22 protein-coding genes are annotated in these 20,792 nt (G+C 67.9%); 14 read left to right on the top strand and 8 right to left on the bottom strand.

Features of this window, described 5'->3' with window-relative positions:
* Positions 1-112 precede the first annotated feature (112 nt).
* Entirely contained in the window at positions 113-673 is a 561-nt protein-coding gene (locus tag FHU39_RS23530) for a sigma-70 family RNA polymerase sigma factor family protein (protein WP_183323163.1), read from the bottom strand.
* Positions 674-845: 172 nt separating this feature from the next.
* Positions 846-1,286 (bottom strand): carboxymuconolactone decarboxylase family protein, encoded by a 441-nt coding sequence (locus tag FHU39_RS23525; protein ID WP_221185874.1) that lies wholly within the window; start codon positions 1,284-1,286, stop codon positions 846-848.
* A gap of 113 nt (positions 1,287-1,399) precedes the next feature.
* On the opposite strand from FHU39_RS23525, the gene FHU39_RS23520 reads away from it, so the two are divergent.
* Positions 1,400-1,735, top strand: coding sequence for a PadR family transcriptional regulator (locus FHU39_RS23520; protein WP_221185873.1), 336 nt, complete (start codon positions 1,400-1,402; stop codon positions 1,733-1,735).
* Entirely contained in the window at positions 1,732-2,130 is a 399-nt protein-coding gene (locus tag FHU39_RS23515) for a hypothetical protein (protein ID WP_183323162.1), read from the top strand. The genes FHU39_RS23520 and FHU39_RS23515 overlap by 4 nt, the downstream gene beginning before the upstream one ends.
* A 9-nt stretch (positions 2,131-2,139) precedes the next feature.
* On the opposite strand, the gene FHU39_RS23510 is transcribed toward FHU39_RS23515, so the two are convergent.
* Positions 2,140-3,042, bottom strand: coding sequence for a GNAT family N-acetyltransferase (locus FHU39_RS23510; RefSeq protein WP_221185872.1), 903 nt, complete (start codon positions 3,040-3,042; stop codon positions 2,140-2,142).
* Between the two features lie 54 nt (positions 3,043-3,096).
* Between FHU39_RS23510 and FHU39_RS23505 the strand changes: the two genes are divergently transcribed.
* The 4 genes from FHU39_RS23505 to FHU39_RS23490 are packed head-to-tail and all read left to right on the top strand — an operon-like array spanning position 3,097 to position 6,539.
* Positions 3,097-3,867: an alpha/beta fold hydrolase gene (locus FHU39_RS23505; protein ID WP_183323161.1), complete on the top strand. Its 771-nt coding sequence runs from the start codon at positions 3,097-3,099 to the stop codon at positions 3,865-3,867.
* Positions 3,864-5,183: a cytochrome P450 gene (locus FHU39_RS23500; protein WP_183323160.1), complete on the top strand. Its 1,320-nt coding sequence runs from the start codon at positions 3,864-3,866 to the stop codon at positions 5,181-5,183. Before FHU39_RS23505 ends, FHU39_RS23500 begins: the two co-directional genes overlap by 4 nt.
* 10 nt (positions 5,184-5,193) lie before the next feature.
* Positions 5,194-5,685, top strand: a complete 492-nt coding sequence (locus FHU39_RS23495; protein WP_183323159.1) for a GNAT family N-acetyltransferase — start codon at positions 5,194-5,196, stop codon at positions 5,683-5,685.
* Positions 5,682-6,539: a hypothetical protein gene (locus tag FHU39_RS23490; RefSeq protein WP_183323158.1), complete on the top strand. Its 858-nt coding sequence runs from the start codon at positions 5,682-5,684 to the stop codon at positions 6,537-6,539. The genes FHU39_RS23495 and FHU39_RS23490 overlap by 4 nt, the downstream gene beginning before the upstream one ends.
* Here the strand turns inward: FHU39_RS23490 and FHU39_RS23485 are convergent.
* Positions 6,475-6,915, bottom strand: a complete 441-nt coding sequence (locus tag FHU39_RS23485) for a CoA-binding protein (protein WP_183323157.1) — start codon at positions 6,913-6,915, stop codon at positions 6,475-6,477. The genes FHU39_RS23490 and FHU39_RS23485 overlap by 65 nt on opposite strands.
* 100 nt (positions 6,916-7,015) lie before the next feature.
* Here FHU39_RS23485 and FHU39_RS23480 point away from each other — a divergent pair, with 100 nt between their 5' ends.
* The 3 genes from FHU39_RS23480 to FHU39_RS23470 all read left to right on the top strand — a co-directional run bounded on the left by FHU39_RS23480 (position 7,016) and on the right by FHU39_RS23470 (position 10,189).
* The gene (locus FHU39_RS23480; protein ID WP_183323156.1) at positions 7,016-7,900 is read left to right on the top strand and encodes a hypothetical protein; all 885 of its coding nucleotides are present in this window, start codon (positions 7,016-7,018) and stop codon (positions 7,898-7,900) included.
* 96 nt (positions 7,901-7,996) lie between these two features.
* Positions 7,997-8,530, top strand: coding sequence for a glyoxalase superfamily protein (locus FHU39_RS23475; RefSeq protein WP_183323155.1), 534 nt, complete (start codon positions 7,997-7,999; stop codon positions 8,528-8,530).
* A 66-nt stretch (positions 8,531-8,596) separates the two neighbouring features.
* Positions 8,597-10,189: an IS1182 family transposase gene (locus tag FHU39_RS23470; protein WP_183323154.1), complete on the top strand. Its 1,593-nt coding sequence runs from the start codon at positions 8,597-8,599 to the stop codon at positions 10,187-10,189.
* A 332-nt stretch (positions 10,190-10,521) separates the two neighbouring features.
* On the opposite strand, the gene lon is transcribed toward FHU39_RS23470, so the two are convergent.
* Both lon and FHU39_RS23460 read right to left on the bottom strand, forming a co-directional pair.
* The gene (lon, locus tag FHU39_RS23465) at positions 10,522-12,912 is read right to left on the bottom strand and encodes an endopeptidase La (RefSeq protein ID WP_183323153.1); all 2,391 of its coding nucleotides are present in this window, start codon (positions 12,910-12,912) and stop codon (positions 10,522-10,524) included.
* Between the two features lie 142 nt (positions 12,913-13,054).
* The gene (locus FHU39_RS23460) at positions 13,055-13,549 is read right to left on the bottom strand and encodes a GNAT family N-acetyltransferase (RefSeq protein ID WP_183323152.1); all 495 of its coding nucleotides are present in this window, start codon (positions 13,547-13,549) and stop codon (positions 13,055-13,057) included.
* A 154-nt stretch (positions 13,550-13,703) separates the two neighbouring features.
* Between FHU39_RS23460 and FHU39_RS23455 the strand changes: the two genes are divergently transcribed.
* Both FHU39_RS23455 and FHU39_RS23450 read left to right on the top strand, forming a co-directional pair.
* The gene (locus FHU39_RS23455; RefSeq protein WP_183323151.1) at positions 13,704-15,428 is read left to right on the top strand and encodes an HNH endonuclease signature motif containing protein; all 1,725 of its coding nucleotides are present in this window, start codon (positions 13,704-13,706) and stop codon (positions 15,426-15,428) included.
* 303 nt (positions 15,429-15,731) lie between these two features.
* Positions 15,732-16,193: a hypothetical protein gene (locus FHU39_RS23450; protein ID WP_183323150.1), complete on the top strand. Its 462-nt coding sequence runs from the start codon at positions 15,732-15,734 to the stop codon at positions 16,191-16,193.
* A 271-nt stretch (positions 16,194-16,464) separates the two neighbouring features.
* On the opposite strand, the gene FHU39_RS23445 is transcribed toward FHU39_RS23450, so the two are convergent.
* Both FHU39_RS23445 and FHU39_RS23440 read right to left on the bottom strand, forming a co-directional pair.
* Entirely contained in the window at positions 16,465-17,103 is a 639-nt protein-coding gene (locus FHU39_RS23445; protein ID WP_183323149.1) for a GNAT family N-acetyltransferase, read from the bottom strand.
* Positions 17,104-17,154: 51 nt separating this feature from the next.
* Positions 17,155-18,045 carry a sigma-70 family RNA polymerase sigma factor gene (locus FHU39_RS23440; protein WP_183323148.1) on the bottom strand — a complete coding sequence of 297 codons (891 nt, stop codon included), beginning with the start codon at positions 18,043-18,045 and terminating at the stop codon, positions 17,155-17,157.
* An 84-nt stretch (positions 18,046-18,129) separates the two neighbouring features.
* On the opposite strand from FHU39_RS23440, the gene FHU39_RS23435 reads away from it, so the two are divergent.
* The 3 genes from FHU39_RS23435 (at position 18,130) to FHU39_RS23425 (ending at position 20,577) form a co-directional block, all read left to right on the top strand.
* Positions 18,130-18,579: a carboxymuconolactone decarboxylase family protein gene (locus FHU39_RS23435; protein WP_246336885.1), complete on the top strand. Its 450-nt coding sequence runs from the start codon at positions 18,130-18,132 to the stop codon at positions 18,577-18,579.
* Between the two features lie 50 nt (positions 18,580-18,629).
* A complete protein-coding gene (locus FHU39_RS23430) occupies positions 18,630-19,706 on the top strand; it encodes a DNA polymerase IV (RefSeq protein ID WP_183323146.1) in 1,077 nt (358 codons plus the stop codon).
* Positions 19,707-19,779: 73 nt separating this feature from the next.
* Positions 19,780-20,577, top strand: a complete 798-nt coding sequence (locus FHU39_RS23425; protein WP_183323145.1) for an isocitrate lyase/PEP mutase family protein — start codon at positions 19,780-19,782, stop codon at positions 20,575-20,577.
* Positions 20,578-20,792: the final 215 nt, after the last annotated feature.

The following is a 20,792-nucleotide window of genomic DNA, read 5'->3' as shown; positions in this document are numbered from 1 at the left end:
CCCCCAAATCTACGCGCCTGATCAGCGCCCATTGCCTTGGGGTGGCAAGTCATAACACTGACTTATATATCGAGTCGGCTCGAAGTTTGGGTCGACCGTCCGGTCCGTGAAACTACGGCTGTGGCACTGCGCCGAGCTTGTCCGGGTTGCCGACGAGGAGCAGCTCGTCGACCCGGCCGTCCCGCACCACCAGCGTGACGATCCGTGGCAGGCCGTCCGGGCGGAACAGCAGTGCGGGCAGGCCGTTGAGCTCGATGACGGCGGCCGGTGTGTCGGGGTGCGTCACGCCGGCGACGAAGCGGGCCACCTTCGCGGCGCCGTGGATCGGGTTGAGCGCGGACCGGACCTTGCCGCCGCCGTCGCTCCACAGCACGGCGTCGTCCGCGAGCAGGGTCTCCAGTTCGCGCATCGCGCCGTTGCGCGCTGCGGCCAGCAGGGCGCGCAGCAGCCGGGTGTGCGTTGCGGCGTCGGTGTCGAAACGTGCATCGGAGCCGATGCGCGTCGTGGCACGACGGAAGAGCTGACGGCAGGCTGCCTCGGTGTGATCGATGACCGAGCCGATCTCACGGAACGAGTAGGCGAACCCGGTGCGCAGCACGTACGTCGCACGCTCCGGCGGGGTCAGACGTTCGAGGAGCTGAATCGCCGCCAATGACAACAGATCCCGATCCACTGCGGCGTCCTCGGGTAGCCGATCGGACGCGACCGGCTCGGCGATCCACGAGCCGACGTAGTCCTCCTGCCAGGAGAGCCGAGCATCCGGTAGGCGTGTGCGAGCATCCGACCACGTGCGGCGGCCCAGGCCTCCGTGTGATCGGGGGTCTGGGCCGTGCACTCGGCGGGGGTCACCGCTTGGGCGGCTGCATTCTGGTCGGTATCGCGACTCGGTTCCACACATTGATGGTCGCAATCGCCACCAACAGGTTGGCAACCTCCTCCTCGGTGAACTGCGCGTTGGCCTCGTCCCACACCTCGTCGCTGACGCCGCCCTCGTCGAGCCGGGTGACCTGATCGACCAGCGCGAGCGCCGCGCGCTCCTTGTCGGTGAAGCAGTCCACCTCCCGCCAGGCCATCAGCTCGAAGAGTCGTTGCGGTGTCTCGCCGGCCTTGAGCGCGTCGTGGCTGTGCATGTCGATGCAGAAGCCGCAGCCGTTGATCATCGATGCCCGCAGCTTGACCAGTTCGTAGAGGGTGGGGTCGACATGCGCGGAAGCGTACTTCTCCAGGCCGAGAACGGCGTCGTACGCCTCCGGTACGACGTTCGCGATCTTCATCCGCGGTTCCATGTGTGCTCCTTCGGATCGAGGCTCTTTCTCACGGTACGACGAACGATGCGGGCGAAACGTGACAAGGTGGACAACTCTCTTGTATATACATTTCAACTGTATATACTGGTGGCATGGGTAAGAAGCGCGCGATGCACGAGGTCAGCTTCCTAATCCTGACCGCGCTCGCCGGCGGCAGCCAGCACGGCTACGGCATCATCAGCGACGTCGAGCAGATCTCCACCGGCCGCGTCCGGCTGAAGGCGGGGACCCTCTACGCCGCGCTCGATCGCCTCGCCGATGAAGGCCTGATCCACCCGGACCGCGAAGAGGTCGTCGAGGGACGGTTGCGCCGCTATTACTCGATCACCCACGACGGCCGTGAGCGGCTCGGCCATGAGGCGGAGCGACTGCGAGCCAACGCACGGGTCGCGCTCCGCCGGCTGCGGCCGGGAGGAGCGACGTCATGACCGACCGGAGCCCGTTGGAGCGCAGTTATCGCCGCTGGTTGCGGTTCTATCCGGCATCGTTCCGTGCGCAGCACGAGGAGGAGATGATCACCGTGTTGATCCATGGCTCCGGCGGTGAGGATCGGCCGAGGACAGGGGAGCTCGTCGATCTGGCGCAGCACGGCCTGCGGGAACGACTGCGGCAACTGGCTGCTCGGGTTCCGAGCCGGTGGGAGCGTGAGCACGCCAGGGCGATGTTCCCGATCCGCGTCGGCATCGCGTTGTGGCTGTGCATGATCAGTGGCCTGCTGATCGGCTATCACCACGGTGAGCTCTGGCTCGTGCTGCTGCTGCCGGCGATCGCGGCGCACCTCTACATCGCCTACTGCATTCGTCCGGGTCGCCGGGTGGCGTGAGGCGACCGGTCACAAGTCCCGCGCGAGTCCGAGCTCGGTGGCGACCCGGCGGTAACCGAGCCAGTCGTTGACTGCGAGCATCGGGCCGTTCCGGTCGTCGTTGGAGGTGTATGCCGACACGACGCCGTTCGCGTGCGCCCGGTGGAGGGACGCGGACTTGACGAGCTTCGACAGGCCGCGGCCACGCTGCGGCGGGACGGTGCCGCTGAAGGCGGACCACAACCGGTCCCCGTCCGTCTCGGCGATCGTGAAGGACAGCACCTCATCGCCGGAAACCGCTGCGACACTGAGGTTTCTGTCGATCGCGGGATCGTTCCAGAAGTCGGTGAGCCACTGGTCGTAATCCATCGAATCGAGCGGCGCGTCACCCGGTTCGTCGGAGGCAGCGAGCATCTCGGCGGCGTAGACGGACCGTGGATCCACTTCGGCATACGTGTGGAGCTCGACGCCCGCCGGAGGTGTGGGTCCGGGCGGGAGGTCTTCCAGCCGGACACCGGCGTAGTGCATGGTACGGGTGGGTTCGTAACCGCGGTGCCGGGCGAACTCACCGCTGTCCTGCAGTGCGAAGACCTGGACGCGCTGCGCGCCGGCGTCGCGCAGGTGCTGGTGCAGACGTGTGCAGAGCGTGCTGCCGATGCCGTCCCCGCGATGGTCCGGATGTACGAAGACCGCGAGGCTGCTGTGTCCGGATGCGCTGGTCCACACGTTCAGGCCGGCCTTGCCCCAGCCGACGATCCGGTCGGTGCGCTCCGCGACGAGTGCCAGGCGTTCCTCGCCGGGGTGCTCGGAGGTGATGGCGTGTCGCAGCATCTCGGCCGACATCACTTTGTACGGGAAGACCGTCCGGCGCAGCGCCGCGACGGCTTCGGCGTCATCGGCTCTGGCTCTGCGCACGGTCACGTCGGTCGCCATACAAGTCACGCTAGACGGGCGGCGGGAACGTTCGCGACGGATTATTGTCGGCGGATGAGCATCGGACACGTCCTCGTGGGCTCCGGCCCGGTCACAGTGATCGCCCTGCACGGGTGGTTCGGCTCTGCACAGGGCTGGGGTGAACTGCCGCTGCGGATCGACGGCGATCGCTACACGGTCGCGTTCCTGGACTATCGCGGTTACGGGAGCCGCAAGGACGAGACCGGTGACTACAGCCTGGCCGAGATCAGCGCCGACGCCCGGGAGCTCGCCGACGAACTGGGCTGGGAACACTACGCATTGATCGGCCACTCGATGGGTGGTTCGGCAATGATGCGCACCTTCGCCGACGCGCCGGAGCGTGTGACCGGCCTGGTCGGCATCTCGCCGGTGCCGCCGACCGGCGTGCCCTTCGACGATGACTCGTGGGCGCTGTTCGACGGCGCCGCCGTCAACGACGAGAACCGGGCCGCGATCATCGGTTTCACGACCGGCAACGTCCATCCGGACGAGTGGGTCCAGCAGCTGGTGCGTTTCTCGGTCGACAACTCGCGCCGAGACGCGTTCGGCGCCTACCTGCCGTCGTGGGGCAAGACCGACTTCCACGAGGAGGTGCCCGCCGTGCAGGTGCCGCTGCGGGTGATCACCGGGGCACGGGACGCCGCGCTCGGGCCGCAGACGTGCGAGGCGACGTGGCTGCAGCTCTTCCCCGGTGCGCGGATGGACGTCATCGACGACGCCGGGCACTACCCGATGTATGAATCACCGGACGTCTTCATGACGCACCTCGACAGCGCGCTCGGCGAGGTGCCCTCGGACGAATGACGACCTCCGACACCGCCGCGCTGCACGATCCGGACACCTACACGCGGGGTGTCCCTTTCGGCCTCATCGAACAGCTGCGTGCGCGGGGTCCCGTGCACTGGGTGGATGAGCCTGAACTTCGCGGGCTACCAAGGGGTTCCGGCTATCACCTGGTGCTCGACCATGCACTGGTGACCGAGGTGGTGCGTGATGCGGCGACGTTCTCCTCGGCGCTCGGCGGCACCCAGATCCACGACCCGGCCACGCCCCGGGACCTGGCGTACGTGCGCCGGATGATGCTCAACATGGACCCGCCGGAGCACACCCGGCTCCGGAAGCTGATCGCCGCGTCGTTCACGCCACGCGCGGTCCGGGCGCTGGAGGAGCGGATCGCGGGGCACGCGAAAGGCATCGTGGACCGGATGCTGGCCGGGCCGCGCGAGTGCGATTTCGCCAAGGATGTCGCGGCGGACCTGCCACTCCTCACACTCGCCGACATCCTCGGGGTGCCGACCGAGGATCGGTGGCTGATGTTCGACTGGTCCAATCGGGTGATCGGCTTCCTCGACGCCGACTACGCGAGCTCAGCGAGTTTCGACCCGGGACAAGGGACCTCGCTCGCACAGGAAGCGGTCTCCTTGCGTCCGTCACCCGACGCGTCGGGGCGAATGCCGGATCCGCGCGGCCGCGACGGTATGCCGGACCTCTACCGCTACGCGCACCTGCTCGGCGATGCGAAGCGGGCCGCGCCGGGCGACGACGTGATGTCGATCCTGCTGGCCCAGCGGGAGGAGGACGGCGACCGGTTGTCGGTCGAGGAGTTCGAGAACATGTTCTGGCTCTTCGCCGTTGCCGGCAACGAGACGCTGCGCAACGGATTGCCCGGAGCGATGATCGCGCTGCTCACCAACCCGGAGGCGATGCGGGCGCTGCGCGAGGACCCGTCGCTCATCCCGACGGCGGTCGACGAGTTGTTGCGCTGGTGGACACCCGTCATGACGTTCCGGCGCACCGCGAGTCGCGACACATCGCTCGGCGGCACCGCTGTCCGGTCGGGCGACAAGGTGGTCGTCTCCTACCTCGCGGCCAACCGGGACCCGGCCGTCTTCGACCACCCCGACGAACTGCTCATCGACCGGAAACCCAACAACCACCGGGTCTTCGGGCACGGCCCGCACGTCTGCGTCGGCGCGCACTTCGCGCGAGTGCAGATGGCACTGCTGTTCCGGGAGGTGTTGACGCGCACCAGCGACATACAACTCGCCGGTGAGCCGGCATACCTCCGCTCGAACTTCCAGCGCGGCGTCAAGCGACTGCCGATCGCATGGACGGCGTGACGTGATGTCCATGGCCATCCGGGTCGCGACGGCGGCCGACCTGCCGGCGATCCGGGCGATCTACGGCCAGTCGGTGCGGGAGACCGTCGCCACGTTCGACACCGACGACCCGCCGGCCGCGTACTGGCAGGCGAAGCTGGACAGCACGGCGCCGGGTGACCACACGATCGTGGTCGAGGAGGCCGGCACCGTCGTGGGCTTCGCCTTCTCCGGACCCTTCCGGCCCCGCCCGGCCTATCTGCGCACCCGCGAGACGTCGATCTACCTCGCGGACGGGGCCGTGGGTCGCGGGATGGGGAGACTGACCTACACGCACCTGCTCGATCTGCTGCGCGCCGACGGCATACACACCGTCATGGCTGTCGTCGCCGAGCCGAACCCCGCGTCGTGCGCGCTGCACGAAGCACTCGGCTTCGAGTCGGTCGGCACCCTGCGGGAGGTCGGCTGGAAGTTCGACCACTGGGTCGACACCCGCTGGTACCAACTGATGCTCGTGCCATGAAGCCCGAGGTGACGACGTACCGTTACGTGCGGCTCGGCCTGCTGGCCCTGTTGCTCGCGCTGGCGATCGCCATCGGGATCGAGACCGTGAGCGACGGGTGGCAGGCATCGATCAGCGCGTACTACTACACCCCGGCCGGCCCGGTCTTCGTCGCGGTGATGGCCAGTGTCGGGGTCTGTCTGGTCGCCCTGCAGGGTTTCACCGACGCGGAGAACGTCTGCCTCAACCTGGCCGGGATCAGCGCGCCGATGGTGGCGTTCGTCCCGAGCCCGGAACGCGGCGAGTCGCCGGATGTCGCCGCGATCACGAACAACGCGGCGACCTATCTGAGCGTGCTCGCCGTGGGCTACCTGGTCGTGCTGGCGTTCGTCTGGCGTCGCGTGCGGCGCGGAGGGACGGTGTCGGTCTGGAGCAGGATCGGTCTCGGATCCGTCGCGCTCGCCTGGCTGGTGGGTGTGGTGTGGCTGCTGAGCGATCGCAGTTCGTTCGTTGCCCGGGCGCACACGCTCGCGGCCACCTTCACCCTGTTGCCGTTCGTGTTCGTCGTCGCGTTGAACACCGACTGGGGTGTACGCGTGATCGCCCGAGAGCCGGTGCCGAGTCGAACGCGCTTCGGTCGCGCGTACTGGGTCGTACTCGCCGGGATGTTCTGTGTGGCAATTGTTTTCGGGGTGCTGCACACGTGGGCCTACGCGCTCCTCGGCCTCGAGATCGGCGTCCTCGTGCTGTTCGCGGCGTTCTGGGTGCTGCAGTCCGTCGACCTCATCGACCCGGCGCGCGACGAGCTGACTAGCGATGCGGCCCGATCAGCCAGGAATGCTGCACCCGGAGGCAGCGGTCCATCACCACGGTGAGCCCGGCGGCCGTTGCCGTGCCGGCAACGGCTTCGTCATACAGCCCGAGCTGGAACCACAACGTCCCGGCCTTCGCGGCGACCGCTTGCTCGGCGACGTTGGCCAACTCGCTGCGCCGGCGGAAGACGTCCACGAGGTCAGGTGCCTCGGGCAGTGCGGCGAGACTGGGGAAGACCGGTTTACCGAGCAGAGTCGTCAGGTTCGGATTGACGAACCACACCTCGTAGTCGGTCTGGCTCACCAGGTATGACGACACGTCGTAGCTGGGGCGCGTGGGGTTGTCGGAGGCACCGACCACCGCGACCGTCCGCGCGCCCTCCAGCAGCTCGCGGATGTCCGAGGTCGTCGGTGACGTCCAGCTGTGCTTGTCGGTCATGATCCAACGCTAGAACGGGTACGTGATGGATGCCGTCCGGGGGCGCGCTCGCGTTGTCGGGGAGTGCATCAAACCGCGAGTCCGGACACTCCTTGATGTCATGGAGCACAATCGCGACACCAATACCGAGGTGACCACCTACCGTTACCTGCGGTCCTGCCTGCTGGCGCTGTTGCTGGCACTGACGGTCTCGGTGGTGGTCGAAACCGTCCGCGGCGGCTGGCAGACGTCGATCAGCGCCTACTACTACACGCCGGCCGGGCCGGTCTTCATCGGTGTGCTGTCCAGCGTGGGCGTCTGCCTGGTCGCCCTGCACGGTTACACCGACGCGGAGAACGTGTGCCTCAACCTCGCCGGGATCAGTGCCCCGATGGTCGCCTTCGTGCCGACCCCGGAGCAGGGCCGCACTCCGGACGTGGCGGCGATCACCAACAACGCGACCACCTATCTGGCGGTGCTGGGTGTCGGATACCTGGTCGTGCTCGGCTACGCCTGGCGTCGGCTGCGCCGGCACGAGCCGTTGTCCGTGTGGAGCGTCATCGGCCTGGTGTCGGTCGGCCTGGCCTGGCTGATCGGTGCGGTCTGGCTGGCCGCGGACCGCGCCGCGTTCGCTGCACACGCGCACATGCTGGCCGCGGCGTTCACCTTCCTGCCGTTCGCCGGGGTCGTTGCGCTGAACACCGACTGGGGCGTGCGGGTCCTCGCGCGCCGGGCCGGGCCGAGCCGTACCCGTTTCGACCGGGCCTACTGGGTGGTGCTGATCGGAATGGGTTGCGCTGCGGTCGGGTTCGCGGTGGTGCGGGCATCCTGGGACTACGCGATGTTGGGGGTGGAGATCGCGTTGCTCGCACTCTTCGCGGCGTTCTGGATCCTGCAGACGATCGATCTGATGGATCCGGCGCGGGACCTGCGAACCAGCGCTGCCGCGGCGCCGGAGCGCAGTACGCTGGTCCTGGGTGACCGGTGGACCCGCCTCCTGCCTTGATGGTGAACCGCCGGGCGACATACTCTCGCTGATCCGAACCCTCAGGTGCGGGCCGGCAACGCAGGACCCGGAATACACCGCGCCGGAAGGTCATTCGTGATCACCATAGAAGAAGCCAAGCGGCTCGCGCGTGAGTTGCGTGGAGGACCGGTCAGTCATTCCCAGGTGCTGGAGGCGGCCGCACATGCGGCCGGATTCCGCGACTGGAACACGTTCGCAGCGCTCGGCCGGCCGAACTCGGCCGAGACGGAGACCGCTCACGAGCAGCTGGTCGTGCCGATCCTGCGGGTCTTCGACCATCGCCTCGCTCGCGAGTTCTACTGCGAGTTCCTGGAGTTCGAGTGGGAGTGGGACCAACAGTACGAGCCCGACCTGCCCGTCTACGCGCAGGTGACGCGCGGCGCCGCGGCGCTCCACCTGTCGGAGCACCACGGCGACGCGACACCCGGCTCGGGCGTGCTGATCGTCGAGCAGGATCTGGCGGACTACCACGCGAAGCTGCTCGCGAAGCGGCACCGCAACGCGCGACCCGGCATCCAGCACAACCCCTGGGGCGACACGATGACCATCGCCGACCCGTTCGGGAACAGGTTGGTCTTCTGGCAGCGGACACCCGCAGCTGACGCCTAGGTCGCTGGTGTTTTTCGTGGCGTGGCGGTCCGTGTTGCTTGGTGCTGGGTTCGGGAGGATTGGCCTGTGACGTTGGGAGTGACTCCGAGCCAGGCTGATTTGTTCCGTTCGACGACCGCGTTCTGCGAGCCGCGGATCGGCGAAGACTCGATCTACGGGTTGTTGCACCGGCAGTGCCACCGGTTGTTCCCGGACGAGATGTTCGCGGACTTGTTCACCGATGTTGGTCGCCGGTCGGTACCGCCGATGATCGTGGCGGTGGTGATGGTGTTGCAACGTTTCGAGGGGTGCAGTGACCGGGAAGCGGTCGACCGGTTCGCGTTCGACGCCCGGTGGAAGTACGCGGCGGGCGGGCTGGACTTCGATTACCCGGGATTCGTGCACACGGTGCTGGTTGATATGCGGGCCCGGCTGGCCGCCTCGGATGCGCCGGACCGGATCTTCGATGCCGTGCTGCAGGTGGCCAAGGCTGCCGGACTGGTCGGGCGTAAACGGGTGCTGGACTCCACCCCGTTGTATGACGCGGTCGCCACGATGGACACGGTCACGTTGATCCGGTCGGCGATCCGTGGGCTGCTCAAGGCGTGTGATGCGCAGTTGGGGGCGCGGGTCCGGGACGTGCTGGCCCGTGATGATGACTACGTGGGCGCGGGGAAACCGGCCTGTGACTGGGACGACCAGGTCGCCCGGGCGGTGTTGGTCGATGAGTTGGCTCGGGACGGGGTGGCCGCCCTGGCCGTGTTGGAGGGGCGGACGGTCAGTGAACCGGTGGCCGCGGCGGGGCAGTTGCTGGCCACCGTGCTGGGGCAGGACCTGGAACAAGACGCTGACGGGGTGTTCGCGATCGCGCGGCGGGTCGCCAAGGATCGGGTGATCTCCACGGTCGACCCGCAGGCCCGGCACGGGCACAAGACCGCCGCACGCTCCTTCGACGGGTACAAGGGGCACCTGGGCCTCGACCCGGACAGTGAGATCATCACCGCTACCGGCGTGACCCCGGGCAACACCGGTGATGCCGCGGCCGCACAAGACCTGATCGCTGATCTCCTCGACACCGACGATCACGATGCCGGCGATCACGGCGACGCGGATGAGCATGGCGTGTATGGGGATAACGCGTACGGGACTGGGCCGATCCACGACTTGCTGGAGGCTGCCGGGATCGATGACAAGTGCAAGACCCAGTCGCCGTCCAATACTGGTGGCCTGTTCGCCAAGGACGAGTTCGAGGTGGACTTGGACGCTGACACGGTGACCTGCCCGGCGGGGCAAGTCTCGCCGATCCGGCGCGGGAAGGGTGGTGCCGGCACGGCACGTTTCGGGGCGGCGTGTGCCGAGTGCCCGCTACGGGAGCAGTGCACTACCTCCGCGAAGGGCCGCACCATCAAGGTCGGCGCCTATGAACGGCAGCTGACCGATGCCCGCGGGCGGCAACAGGACCCGGGATGGGTGGCCGACTACCGGGCTACCCGCCCGAAGGTCGAACGCAAGATCGGGCACCTGATGCGCCGCAAGCACGGCGGGCGCAGGGCACGGGTCCGCGGCACGACGAAGGTTGCCGCTGACTTCTCCCTGCTGGCCGCCGCGGTCAACCTCGTACGCCTGAGTGTGCTCGCCGTGACGTTCACGACCGGTCAAGGATGGGCAGCGACCGCCTGATAACACCAGGATCAGACTCGAAACCCCTTACCTGGCCGTCATATCCGCCCTCAAGCCGGCGTACTCGACTGGCCAGCGTCATCAGTCCCGCCCGGCGACCAGCCGCGCTCGGCCAGCCTCAGCCCCACGCGGTGACCTCATCTACCCCAGCCGACCATCCTCACCCACACGCAGCTGTTCAACACCAGCCACCTAGCGCCCCTGCGCCGAGAGGCCCAGAAACACCCCGAGAGGCCCAGAAAACCGCGACATAACGGCTCGTGGGCCCCGTTTTTCGTGTCCTGTCGAGGCGTTTTGTGTCCTCTCGGCAAGAGGGGTGCGTGGGTCGGGTGTCAGGCGGCCCCGTGCGCTCCGGGTGCGTCCTGCGCTCCGGGTGCGCTGTGGGCCGCCTGCTCGAACGCCAGCTCAAGGATCTGCGCCACGTCACTCACCGGGTGTATGTCGAGCGCGTTCTTCACCTCGTCCGGTACGTCGTCCAGGTCCGGCTCGTTGCGCTGCGGGATGAACACCGTCGTCAGGCCGGCACGCTGGGCGGCGAGCAGTTTCTGCTTCACGCCACCGATCGGCAGGACCCGTCCGTTCAGCGTCACCTCACCCGTCATACCGACGTCGCTGCGGACCGGGCGGCCGGTCGCCAACGATGCGAACGCGGTCACCATGGTGACACCGGCGGACGGGCCGTCCTTCGGTGTCGCGCCCGCTGGGACGTGCAGGTGGATCGGACCGGACAACGCCGACACGTCGACGTCGTGCTCGGAGCCGTGCGACCGCAGGTAGGACAGTGCGATCTGTGCCGACTCCTTCATCACGTCACCGAGTTGACCGGTGAGGGTGAGGCGCGGCCCGGAATCACCTTCGGCTGAGGCGGTCTGCAGCTTCGCCGTGCTGGGCTTGGCCGCCTCGATGAAGAGGACGTCACCGCCCATGCCGGTCACCGCGAGTCCGGTGGCGACACCGGGCACCGCTGTCCGCTCTGCCGATTCGGGAGTGAAGCGCGGCCGACCCAGGTAGTCCTTGAGGTCATCGACCGACACCAGGACCGGCGCCTCGGCCTTGTCCGTTGCGAGGTTGGTGGCCACCTTGCGCAGGATCTTGCCGATCATCCGCTCCATCTGCCGCACACCGGCCTCTCGGGTGTAATCGCCTGCCATTTCACGCAATGCGGCGTCATCGATGGTGACCTCGTCGCTCGTCAGCGCAGCACGCTCCAGCTGCCGGGGCAGCAGGTGCGTCGAGGCGATGGCGACCTTGTCGTCCTCGGTGTAGCCATCGAGGGCGACCAGCTCCATCCGGTCCAGCAGTGCACTGGGGATGGTCTCGAGGGTGTTCGCCGTGGCGATGAAGACCACGTCGGACAGGTCGAGGTCGAGCTCGAGGTAGTGGTCGCGGAACGTGTGGTTCTGCGCCGGGTCCAGCACCTCGAGCAACGCGGCAGCCGGGTCGCCGCGGAAGTCGGAGCCGACCTTGTCGATCTCGTCGAGCAGGACGACCGGGTTCATCGAGCCGGCCTCCTTGATGGCACGCACGATGCGGCCGGGAAGCGCCCCGACATACGTCCGCCGGTGACCACGGATCTCGGCCTCGTCACGCACACCACCGAGGGCAACGCGCACGAACGACCGGTCCAGCGCACGGGCAACGCTCTCACCGAGTGAGGTCTTGCCGACACCGGGCGGGCCGACGAGCGCGAGGACCGCGCCCGAGCCACGGCCGCCGACGACCTCCAGACCACGCTCGGCACGGCGGCCGCGCACGGCGAGGTATTCGACGATGCGATCCTTCACATCGTCCAGGCCGTGGTGGTCGGCGTCCAACACCTCACGGGCTGCGGTGATGTCGGTGCGGTCGGATGTCTTGTGGTTCCAAGGCAGTTCGAGGACGGTGTCGAGCCAGGTGCGGATCCAGCCACCCTCCGGGCTCTGCTCGCTGGAACGCTCCAGCTTGCCGACCTCGCGCAGCGCGGCCTCCCGGACCTCGTCCGGCAGGTCGGCGGCCTCGACGCGCGAACGGTAGTCGTCGGCGCCCTCGGGCTCGTTCTCGCCGAGCTCCTTCCGGATCGCCTCCAGCTGCTGCCGCAGCAGGAACTCCCGCTGGCTCTTGTCCATGCCTTCGCGGACGTCGGTCGCGATCTTGTCCGAAACCTCTTGTTCGGCAAGGTGATCGCCGGTCCACGTGATCAGGACCTCCAGCCGCTTGTCGATGTCGGTCTCCTCCAGCAACTGCACCCGCTGCTGAGGGGAGAGGTATGACGCCCACCCGGCCAGGTCGGCCAGCGCGTGCGGATCGGTGGTGGACTCGACGTGGTCGATCACCTGCCAGGCGTTGCGGCGCTTGAGCGTCGCGACCACGAGTCGTTTGTAGTCGGTTGCGAGTTCGCGGGTGCGCTCGGTCGGCGCGCCGGGCTCGATCACCTCGGCTTCCACCCACAGGGCGGCGCCGGGTCCGGCCACACCGCGGCCGATCCGGGCGCGGTCGGTGGCACGCAGCACTGCGGCAGGTGCGCCGCCCGGCATCCGGCCCACCTGCTCGATCGAGGCGACCGCACCGACCGTCGGGTAGGTGTCGTCGATGCGCGGCGCGAGCAGCAACTGTTCGCCGCCGGCAGCACGGGCCGCGTCGACGGCCGCGCGGGCCTCGTCGTCGAGCTCGATGGGCAGCGTCATGCCGGGCAAAGCCACCTGGTCGTGCAGAAAGAGCACCGGCAGCTCGTGTGTTTGGGTCATCGCTCTCCTGGAGTCGTATGGCGACCCGAGCGGCTCGCCGGCCTGGGCCGACGGGCGACTCGCGCCGCAGCGAAAGTTGAGTCTTATCCACTCAAGGCTGCAGGGGGTGGTTTTGTTCCCGAGAGCATCGTCAAATCGGAGGTCAGTGCAAGCCGAAGAACGGTCGGTACTCCTCGAAGCCGCGGATCCCGACGTGTGCGCGGGCGTCGCTGCCCGCCCAGTCGTCGTGGGTCAACGCGAGGTGCTGCAGGTCGATGATGCCGGCGCCGGTGTCGTGCGATCGGACTCCGGTGTCCCGGTAGCCGAGATGACGGCTCACTCCGAGCGACGCGTGGTTGCTCATGACTGCAGAGGTGATCGCCTGCCGGGTGCCGAGCGATTCGAAGGCGAAGGACAGCGCGACAGCCCGGGCGTGTATGCCGAAGCCCCTGCCGCGATGGCGCCAGATGCTCTGGACAAGGCGACGCGCACGGTCCTGCGCCGGGGGCACTCCATCCAGCGGAGGGAAGCTCGGGTCGAGGTCGAAGTCGTCGGGAAACACCTTGATGAGGCGCGGGAGGTCCGCGTCGCGGACAGGTCGGAGCACCAGTTCCGGCCCGGTGAGGGAGAGTCCGTCGAACGGCCAGGTCGATGTCATGTGATCACTCTTCCAGGTCGTCCGATGTCGGCGTTCACGTATATACTTTCAGCACTCGGTGTGCCGATGCTTGCAACGTGAAAACCGTTGATAGATAAGGAAAAAATGTCATCTCAACCTTGCCTTTGAACTCGAACATAGATATGATTAGGGCATGTCGAAACAGCAGCTCCTGGTCGCCGGTGATGACATCGCCGGCGCATCGGTCGACGCGCTGATTGCGACTGCTCATGCACTCGTCCGTGAGGCTGCGGACAAGGCGAGGGCCGGGACCGTGGGTTCGTCTCGCGAGGAGTTGATCGACCAGGTCGTGGCGTGTCAGCAAGTGCAAAATTCCACCTGGGCGGCACAGTCCGTTCGGCTGGCACAAGTCGCCGCGATCGAGGAGATCGTGGAGCCTGGCGGGCGTCCGCGAGAGGTTCGGCGTTCCATCGGGAAGTATGCCGACGAATGGTTGCCGCAGGAGCTCGGCGCTCGACTGGGTTGGTCGGACCGGCAGACGACCAACCGACTGACGGATGCGATCGATGGGATGAAGCACACGCCGGCCTTGTTCGCGCTCGCGGAGAAGGGATCGCTCGACCCCCGCAAACTGACCATCATCTCGGACGCCTTGTGCGGAGTGAGCCCGAAGGTCGCGCACGATGTCGAGGACGAGTTGCTCTCCGTGATCGACGACGCGCAAGCGACGGGGGAGGCGCCAGGCGAGGCCGATGATGAGTCGGCTGAGCCGATCCCGTTGACGTCCACCAAACTCGTCCGCCGCACCCGACGACTGCTCGCCGACCTGGCGCCGGCGGACGCCCAGGAGTCAGCGCGCAAGAGTCGTGTGGCGGCGAAAGGAGTGCGGGTCTCGCCACACCACGAGCCGGGACTCAGCGCGTTCCATGCCGTCCTCCCGACCGAGGACGCGGTGCGCATCATGGCAGGCATCGACGAGTTGGCGCGGCACCTGCACGAGGACACGACCACCGACAAGTGCCTCGATGAGTGCCGCGTGGACGCGTTCGTCGACCTCATGCTCGGCAACGTGTCCGTCAGCACCACGTGCGTCGTGCAACTCCCCATCCTGCCGGAGCAGAGCGGCACGACCGCAGACCGTGCCGATGCGCCCGGTTTCTTCGCGCCCCGGGTCTTCGACGGTCACAGCGCTGTCGCGGGCCTGGCAGCAATGATCGGTATGACGGGAGGGTTGTCGTGCGAGCCCGGTAGCGAGTCGGAATGGTTGTCCCGATCCTTCGTCGAGCCACGGCTCGAGGAGTGGCTGCGGCTCAGCGTGGCTGAGAGCTTCGACATTCTCACCACGGTGGACACGCCGCTCGCGCCGCGTGTCCGGGTCGACCTGACTCCTGGCAGTGGTGATCGCCGGCAGCGGTGGGATCACGGGCCGGTCGCGACGGCGACCCGTCGCCGCCGGGCGAGGGCACGAGCCGCTGAGGCCGGATCACCGCCGACCGACTACCGGATCGGCGACGCGGTCGTCGAAGGGTTCGGCGTCATACCCGCCGGTGCGCTTTCTCAACTGTGCCGAACACTCGGTGTGAGACTCACGCGTGCACTGGTGGATGCGAAGACCGGGGCAACCGTGGAGACATCGGATGTGACCTATCGCCCGGGTGCACGTCTGCGACGGTTCGTGGTCACGCGGGACGAGCATTGTCGATTCCCGGGCTGCACCCGGCCGGCCCGGCTCGACGACGTCGACCACGTCATCCGATGGCCCGATGGCCCGACCGCTGCGAGCAACCTGCAATCCCTATGTCGTCATCATCACAGGGCGAAACACGAAGGCGGCTGGTCTGTTTCGATGACCCCTGACGGTATCTGCACGTGGACCAGCCCGTCCGGTCACCGTTACGTCACTCGCCCAGCGGACTGACCGGTGAAAGGCGGCTGCCGGGAGGTCGTGCCGTGCTCGGGTCACAGCAGGACGACGAGCGCCACGACCAGCACCACGACGACGACCGCGATCAGTGCGCCGATGATCGCAGACCCTCGTGCGACCTTGGCAGTGGTGCCGCGCACCTCGGTCCAGCCGAGTTCGGTGGCCGCTTGCGGCGCGATCGCCCAGGTCGGCGGTGACGAGTCCGCGACCTCCCCGCCTCGCGTAAGGCTCGCTCGATTCGTTCCGGTAGAACGAAGGTCCGGGCATACTTGGCCCATGCGGTGGTACCAGGGGGTCGTGTCGGCGATTGTGCTCGTACTCGTCGTGCCGGTCGGCGGTCTCTGGTTGTGGGGAAAGCCCCGTGCGCACGTCCCCTTTCCGACAGCCCGCGCGTCACCAGCGGTTGTCGTGCAGACGTACGTGCGGGCGATGAATGATCGTGACTTCGATACGTGCGCGCACATGGAACTCGACAGTGACGGCGGATTCGGAGCGGGGTGGGCGAGCCTGCACGCCCCGAACATGCAGGGCCTCACGATCAACCGGGTTGACCCGGTGGTACCCGGCCGCAGGGCAGCCAAGGATCAGTACAACTCCGACCTGACGGCCTGGGAACAGACCGTCGAAGTGGACAAAACCGCCACCTTGAACAATTTCCAGGGCGTCCACGCGAGCATGCCCGACCAGCCGTGGTCCTTCGAACTCGTACGACACGACAGTTCGCAGCCATGGCGCATTTTCGATCAGGGTCAAGGATGAACCTGGCTGTTCCCTGGTCCGTTGCGACGAGTCGTCCGGAGTCGGCCACTCGCGCCCGGACGGCGGCCCGAAGTAGAGCAACTCCGTGTTGCGCGCACGCTTGACTAGGCCGAGCAGATTCGTGCCGGTCGGTGTACGGGGCAAATCGCATGCCTCGCTCGGACAGACCGTCCAGCTTCCACACGAGCGCATCGCGTGCACCCCTGCAGATAGGTCTTGAGCGCATCCTTCGGTGCTGAGTCCAGGTGTGGCAGCCTGTCACGGCGGCAGGTCAGGTCGGCCCGAAAAAGGGCCGGCAGGTGTCGAACCCGTTGATCTCGGACGGGATCCGGGCATCACTGTGACGCCACTCGTCGCGAGTCAGGACCAGATGCTGCAGCTCCACGATGCCGGCACCCGTGTCGTGCGGCCGCATGCCCGCATCCCGATAGCCGAGACGCCTGCTCACTCCCAAAGACGCCTGGTTGGTCGTCACTGCCGAGGTGACGGCCCGCTGCGCGTCGAGGCACTCGAACGCAAAGGTGAGCACGGATGCCCGCGCCTGCCTGCCGAAACCGCTGCCGCGGAAGGCTTTCGCGATCCAGGATGCGGTGTCGACCGTTCGGTCCGTCCGGAACCTCGTCCCTTCGAGGGTCTGTATGCCGATCGGTGCACCGTCCCGCCATACACCGAAGTCGAGCGCCCAGTCGTCGACCGACCAGCAGCCGCGGTGGCGCCAGATGCTCTGGACGAGCCGGCGTTCGCGATCCGTGGCCGGCGGCAGGCCGGGCAGCGGCGGAAAACCCGGGTCGAGGTCGAAGTCGTCCGGGAACACCGCGAGGAGCGAGGGGACGTCCTGGTCGCGCACCGGGCGCAACGCGAGATCCCGGCTGCGGATGGCAAGCTCGTCGAACGGCCAGTGAGAGGTCATGGGACAACCCTCGCAGGGCCACTGGGCCTCGCGGGGGCATGGCATCGGGACTCAGGGTTTGCCGAGCACCTCGATCCGCATCAGGGCGATGGTCTCCCGATCAGCGCACACGTCGAGGCCGACGACGCGCCCGTCGCGGACCCGGGCCGCGATGGCAGACACGACCGTCCCGCCCGGCGCGTAGACGGCCCCGACGACCCCGTCGATGAGTGCCAGCTCGGCACCCTGCGCCCGGCCTTGGAACGCGGCCGCGACGGCCTGTGCGCCACGCAGCCGGTGGTCGATCTCCGGTGCCCCGCCGGGAGCCACCGCTGCTGCCGCGACCGCGACCCGGTCGGCGCGCAACTCGATCTGCGGATCGAGCACCGTCAACAACGTGGCGAGGTCACCCTCGCGGGATGCGCGCAGGAAGGCCGCAACGGCCTCGCGCTGTCGCGCACGCGCCTTCGGGACGTCGGCATCGCGCACCCGCCGGCGCGCCCGGGAGGCCAACTGCCGTGTCGCGTCGGGGGAGCGTTCGAGCACCGCAGCGATCTGCTCGAACGGCACGCTGAACAGATCGTGCAGTACGAACGCCAGGCGCTCCGCCGGGCCCAACCTGTCCAGCACCACGAGCACGGCGTCGTTGACCGAATCATCCTGGACCGCAAGTGCCTCCGGCCCGTCGCTCGGCCCGGTGAGGGCCTGATCGTCCTCGGTCAACTCGTCCTCGCGTCGTGCGCTGCGCGATCGCAGCATGTCCAGACACACTCGCGAGACCACCGTGGTCAGCCAGGCCCGCAGGTTGTCGATCGACGACCGGTCGGTGCGGTCCAGTCGCAGCCACGTCTCCTGGACCGCGTCATCGGCATCGCCATACGTTCCGAGGATCCGGTAGGCCACTGCCCGCAGCCGAGTCCGCTCGGCGTCGAAATCGCGAGCCAGAAATTCGTTGTCGTTCACGTGTCACATTCTCCTGTCGGCGTACGTCACCTGTGATGACCCTGCAATCACACATTCAAGGAGCTCATCACCATGGAACCCCGTATGACGAACCCGGCCGGTCTACTCGACGAGTCCGCCACCAAGGGCATCCTCGCCGTCGTCAACGCCGTTCACGGGCAAGGCGTTCCGGACGAGACGCTGGAGCTCGTGCACCTGCGTGTCAGCCAGATCAACGGCTGCTCGTGGTGTCTCAACTACGGTATGCGCTCCGCCCGCAAGGCGGGGGAGAGCGACGAGCGGCTGATGACCCTCGCCGGCTGGCGCGATGCGCCGTACTTCACCGACGACGAGCGAGCCGCGCTGTTGCTGGCCGAGCACATGACCCGCATCGCCGACAGTCTCGACCCGGTGCCCGATGCGGTGTGGGACGAGGTTGCCGACCGGTATGACGAGAAGGCCCTCGCGGCCCTGGTCCTGTGGATCTCCACGACCAATCTCTTCAACCGGATCAACGTAACCACCCGTCAGGTCGCCGGCACCGGCATGGCCTGACCACCCCGGCCTGCTCGTCGGGCATGCTGGTCCCCAGCGAGGTGAGCGGTATGACGGCCTGGGTCCTGCACGTCGACATGGACCAGTTCCTTGCTGCCGTCGAGATCCAGCGTCGCCCCGAGCTGGCCGGCAAGCCGGTCGTGGTCGGTGGCCGCGGCGACCCGACCGAGCGGGCCGTGGTGTCGACCGCCTCCTACGAGGCGCGGGAGTTCGGTATCCGGTCCGGCATGCCCCTCAAGATCGCCGTGAAGAGATGCCCCGACGCGATCTTCCTCCCGGTGGATTTCCCGGTGTACGAGGCGGTTTCGGCCCGCGTCATGCAGACCTTGCGAGACTTCCCGGGTGCGGTCGTGGAGGTGCTCGGCTGGGACGAGGCGTTCGTGGGGCTGCAGGCGGACGACCCCGTCGCGACCGCGCGTGCGGTGCAAGCGGCAGTGCTCGACGCGACCGGGCTCGACTGCAGCGTCGGCATCGGTGACACCAAGGTCCGGGCGAAGGTCGCCACCGACCTCGGCAAGCCGCGCGGCGTGTTCCAGCTGACCCGCGACAACTGGCTGGATGTGATGGGCGAGCGGCCGGTGAAAGCGTTGTGGGGCATCGGCACCCAGACGGCGAAACGACTGGAAACACACGACATCCGCACCGTCAACGACCTCGCGGCCGCCCCGGACGACCTGCTCGCAGCCGAGTTCGGGCCGAACACCGGTCCGCACATCGGCCGGCTCGGCCGCGGTGCCGGGAGCGCGGTCGTCGACGACACGCCGTGGGTCGCGCGGGCACACGGCCGGGAGACCACGTACCAGCAGGACCTGGTGACCCAGGACGAGATCCGCACTGCCCTGGGAGAGCTCGCGACCCAGGTCGAGTCCGACATACGGGCCGAGGGGCGCCAGTGCCAACGGGTGCATCTGAAGATCCGCTTCGCACCCTTCTTCACCTTCACCCGGGTGCGCAAGCTGCCCGAGCCCACCTTTGCGGCCGAGGCCATCGCCGACACCGCTTTCGCCCTCTACCGGGGGCTGTCCGACGACCGACCGGTGCGACTGCTCGGGGTTCGCGCCGAGATGGTCCCGCCACCCGGAGGGTATGACGCACCACGTACGCACGGCCGTCGCGGCGCCCCGTGACCGCGCCGCGCAGCTGCGTCGATGGCGGAAACTCGCGAGTGCTCGACGGTGCCCCTCATCTAGCGTGGAAGCCATGACACAGACCGAGCTCGCCGCCACCTTCCGCGCCCTCCACGACGACCTCCTGGTGTTACCGAACTGCTGGGACGCAGCGTCCGCCCGGATCATCCAGCAGGCGGGCGCCCCGGCACTGGCGACGTCGAGTGCGGCCGTCGCGTGGTCGCTCGGCACCCGGGACGGCAACGTGCTCGACCGCAACCTGATGCTCGAGCACCTGCGCCGCATCATCGCTGTGTCGAGCGTCCCGGTCTCCTGTGACATCGAGGGCGGATTCGGCGACAGCGCAGCGGATCTCGCGGAGACGACGCGGCTGGTGATCGAAGCCGGGGCGGTCGGCGTCAACCTCGAGGACGCGTTCGACCGCGGCCTTCGCCCGGTCGAGGAGGCGGCCGCTCGGGTGCGGGTCGTGCGCGACGCAGCCGATGCGGCCGGCATCGATCTCTACCTCAACGCACGCACCGACGGCTACCTGCTGGGTGCAGCCGACTTCGACGACACGGTCGCCCGGGCAGCGGCCTACCTCGAGGCGGGCGCGAGCGGGATCTTCGTCCCGGGGGTCACCGACCTGGAGACCGTGTCACGGCTCACCGCCGCCATCGACGCGCCGGTCAACATCCTGACCGGCCCGTCCGCTCCACCCATCGCACAGCTCAAGGCGGCCGGCGCGCGACGCGTGTCGGCGGGGTCCTCGCTGGCCGCAGCGGTCTTCGGCCACGTCGAGCGAGCAGCCCGCGAGTTGCTGGACGAGGGAACCTACACCGGGCTGGAAGGCGCGCACACCTGGGCGGAGCTGAACGCACTGTTCGAGTGAGCATTGATCGACCCACGGCCGTCCACAGCCGCGGACGTACTCTTGGACATGGACAACGACGGAGGTGACGATGACCGGTAAGCGAGTGTTCGTGACCCGGGCCCAGAAGGCGGCGGCTCGAGCAATGGTGGATCGCTCAGCCGTGACCGGCCGTCCGATCTCGGATGCCGTGCGGAAGATCGCGGAAGCCAGAATCGAGCCCGTCGAACCTGTGG

Source organism: Flexivirga oryzae (genome assembly GCF_014190805.1).
GTDB lineage: Bacteria > Actinomycetota > Actinomycetes > Actinomycetales > Dermatophilaceae > Flexivirga > Flexivirga oryzae.
This window is presented reverse-complemented; position numbering and strand designations above follow the sequence as displayed.

Coding starts and splice junctions, on each gene's coding strand:
- FHU39_RS23525 (WP_221185874.1), bottom strand. CDS start 1,286: ATGGAACCGCGGATGAAGATCGCGAACGTCGTACCGGAGGCGTACGAC.
- FHU39_RS23520 (WP_221185873.1), top strand. CDS start 1,400: ATGGGTAAGAAGCGCGCGATGCACGAGGTCAGCTTCCTAATCCTGACC.
- FHU39_RS23515 (WP_183323162.1), top strand. CDS start 1,732: ATGACCGACCGGAGCCCGTTGGAGCGCAGTTATCGCCGCTGGTTGCGG.
- FHU39_RS23510 (WP_221185872.1), bottom strand. CDS start 3,042: ATGGCGACCGACGTGACCGTGCGCAGAGCCAGAGCCGATGACGCCGAA.
- FHU39_RS23505 (WP_183323161.1), top strand. CDS start 3,097: ATGAGCATCGGACACGTCCTCGTGGGCTCCGGCCCGGTCACAGTGATC.
- FHU39_RS23500 (WP_183323160.1), top strand. CDS start 3,864: ATGACGACCTCCGACACCGCCGCGCTGCACGATCCGGACACCTACACG.
- FHU39_RS23495 (WP_183323159.1), top strand. CDS start 5,194: ATGGCCATCCGGGTCGCGACGGCGGCCGACCTGCCGGCGATCCGGGCG.
- FHU39_RS23490 (WP_183323158.1), top strand. CDS start 5,682: ATGAAGCCCGAGGTGACGACGTACCGTTACGTGCGGCTCGGCCTGCTG.
- FHU39_RS23485 (WP_183323157.1), bottom strand. CDS start 6,915: ATGACCGACAAGCACAGCTGGACGTCACCGACGACCTCGGACATCCGC.
- FHU39_RS23480 (WP_183323156.1), top strand. CDS start 7,016: ATGGAGCACAATCGCGACACCAATACCGAGGTGACCACCTACCGTTAC.
- lon (WP_183323153.1), bottom strand. CDS start 12,912: ATGACCCAAACACACGAGCTGCCGGTGCTCTTTCTGCACGACCAGGTG.
- FHU39_RS23460 (WP_183323152.1), bottom strand. CDS start 13,549: ATGACATCGACCTGGCCGTTCGACGGACTCTCCCTCACCGGGCCGGAA.
- FHU39_RS23455 (WP_183323151.1), top strand. CDS start 13,704: ATGTCGAAACAGCAGCTCCTGGTCGCCGGTGATGACATCGCCGGCGCA.
- FHU39_RS23445 (WP_183323149.1), bottom strand. CDS start 17,103: ATGACCTCTCACTGGCCGTTCGACGAGCTTGCCATCCGCAGCCGGGAT.
- FHU39_RS23435 (WP_246336885.1), top strand. CDS start 18,130: ATGACGAACCCGGCCGGTCTACTCGACGAGTCCGCCACCAAGGGCATC.
- FHU39_RS23430 (WP_183323146.1), top strand. CDS start 18,630: ATGACGGCCTGGGTCCTGCACGTCGACATGGACCAGTTCCTTGCTGCC.
- FHU39_RS23425 (WP_183323145.1), top strand. CDS start 19,780: ATGACACAGACCGAGCTCGCCGCCACCTTCCGCGCCCTCCACGACGAC.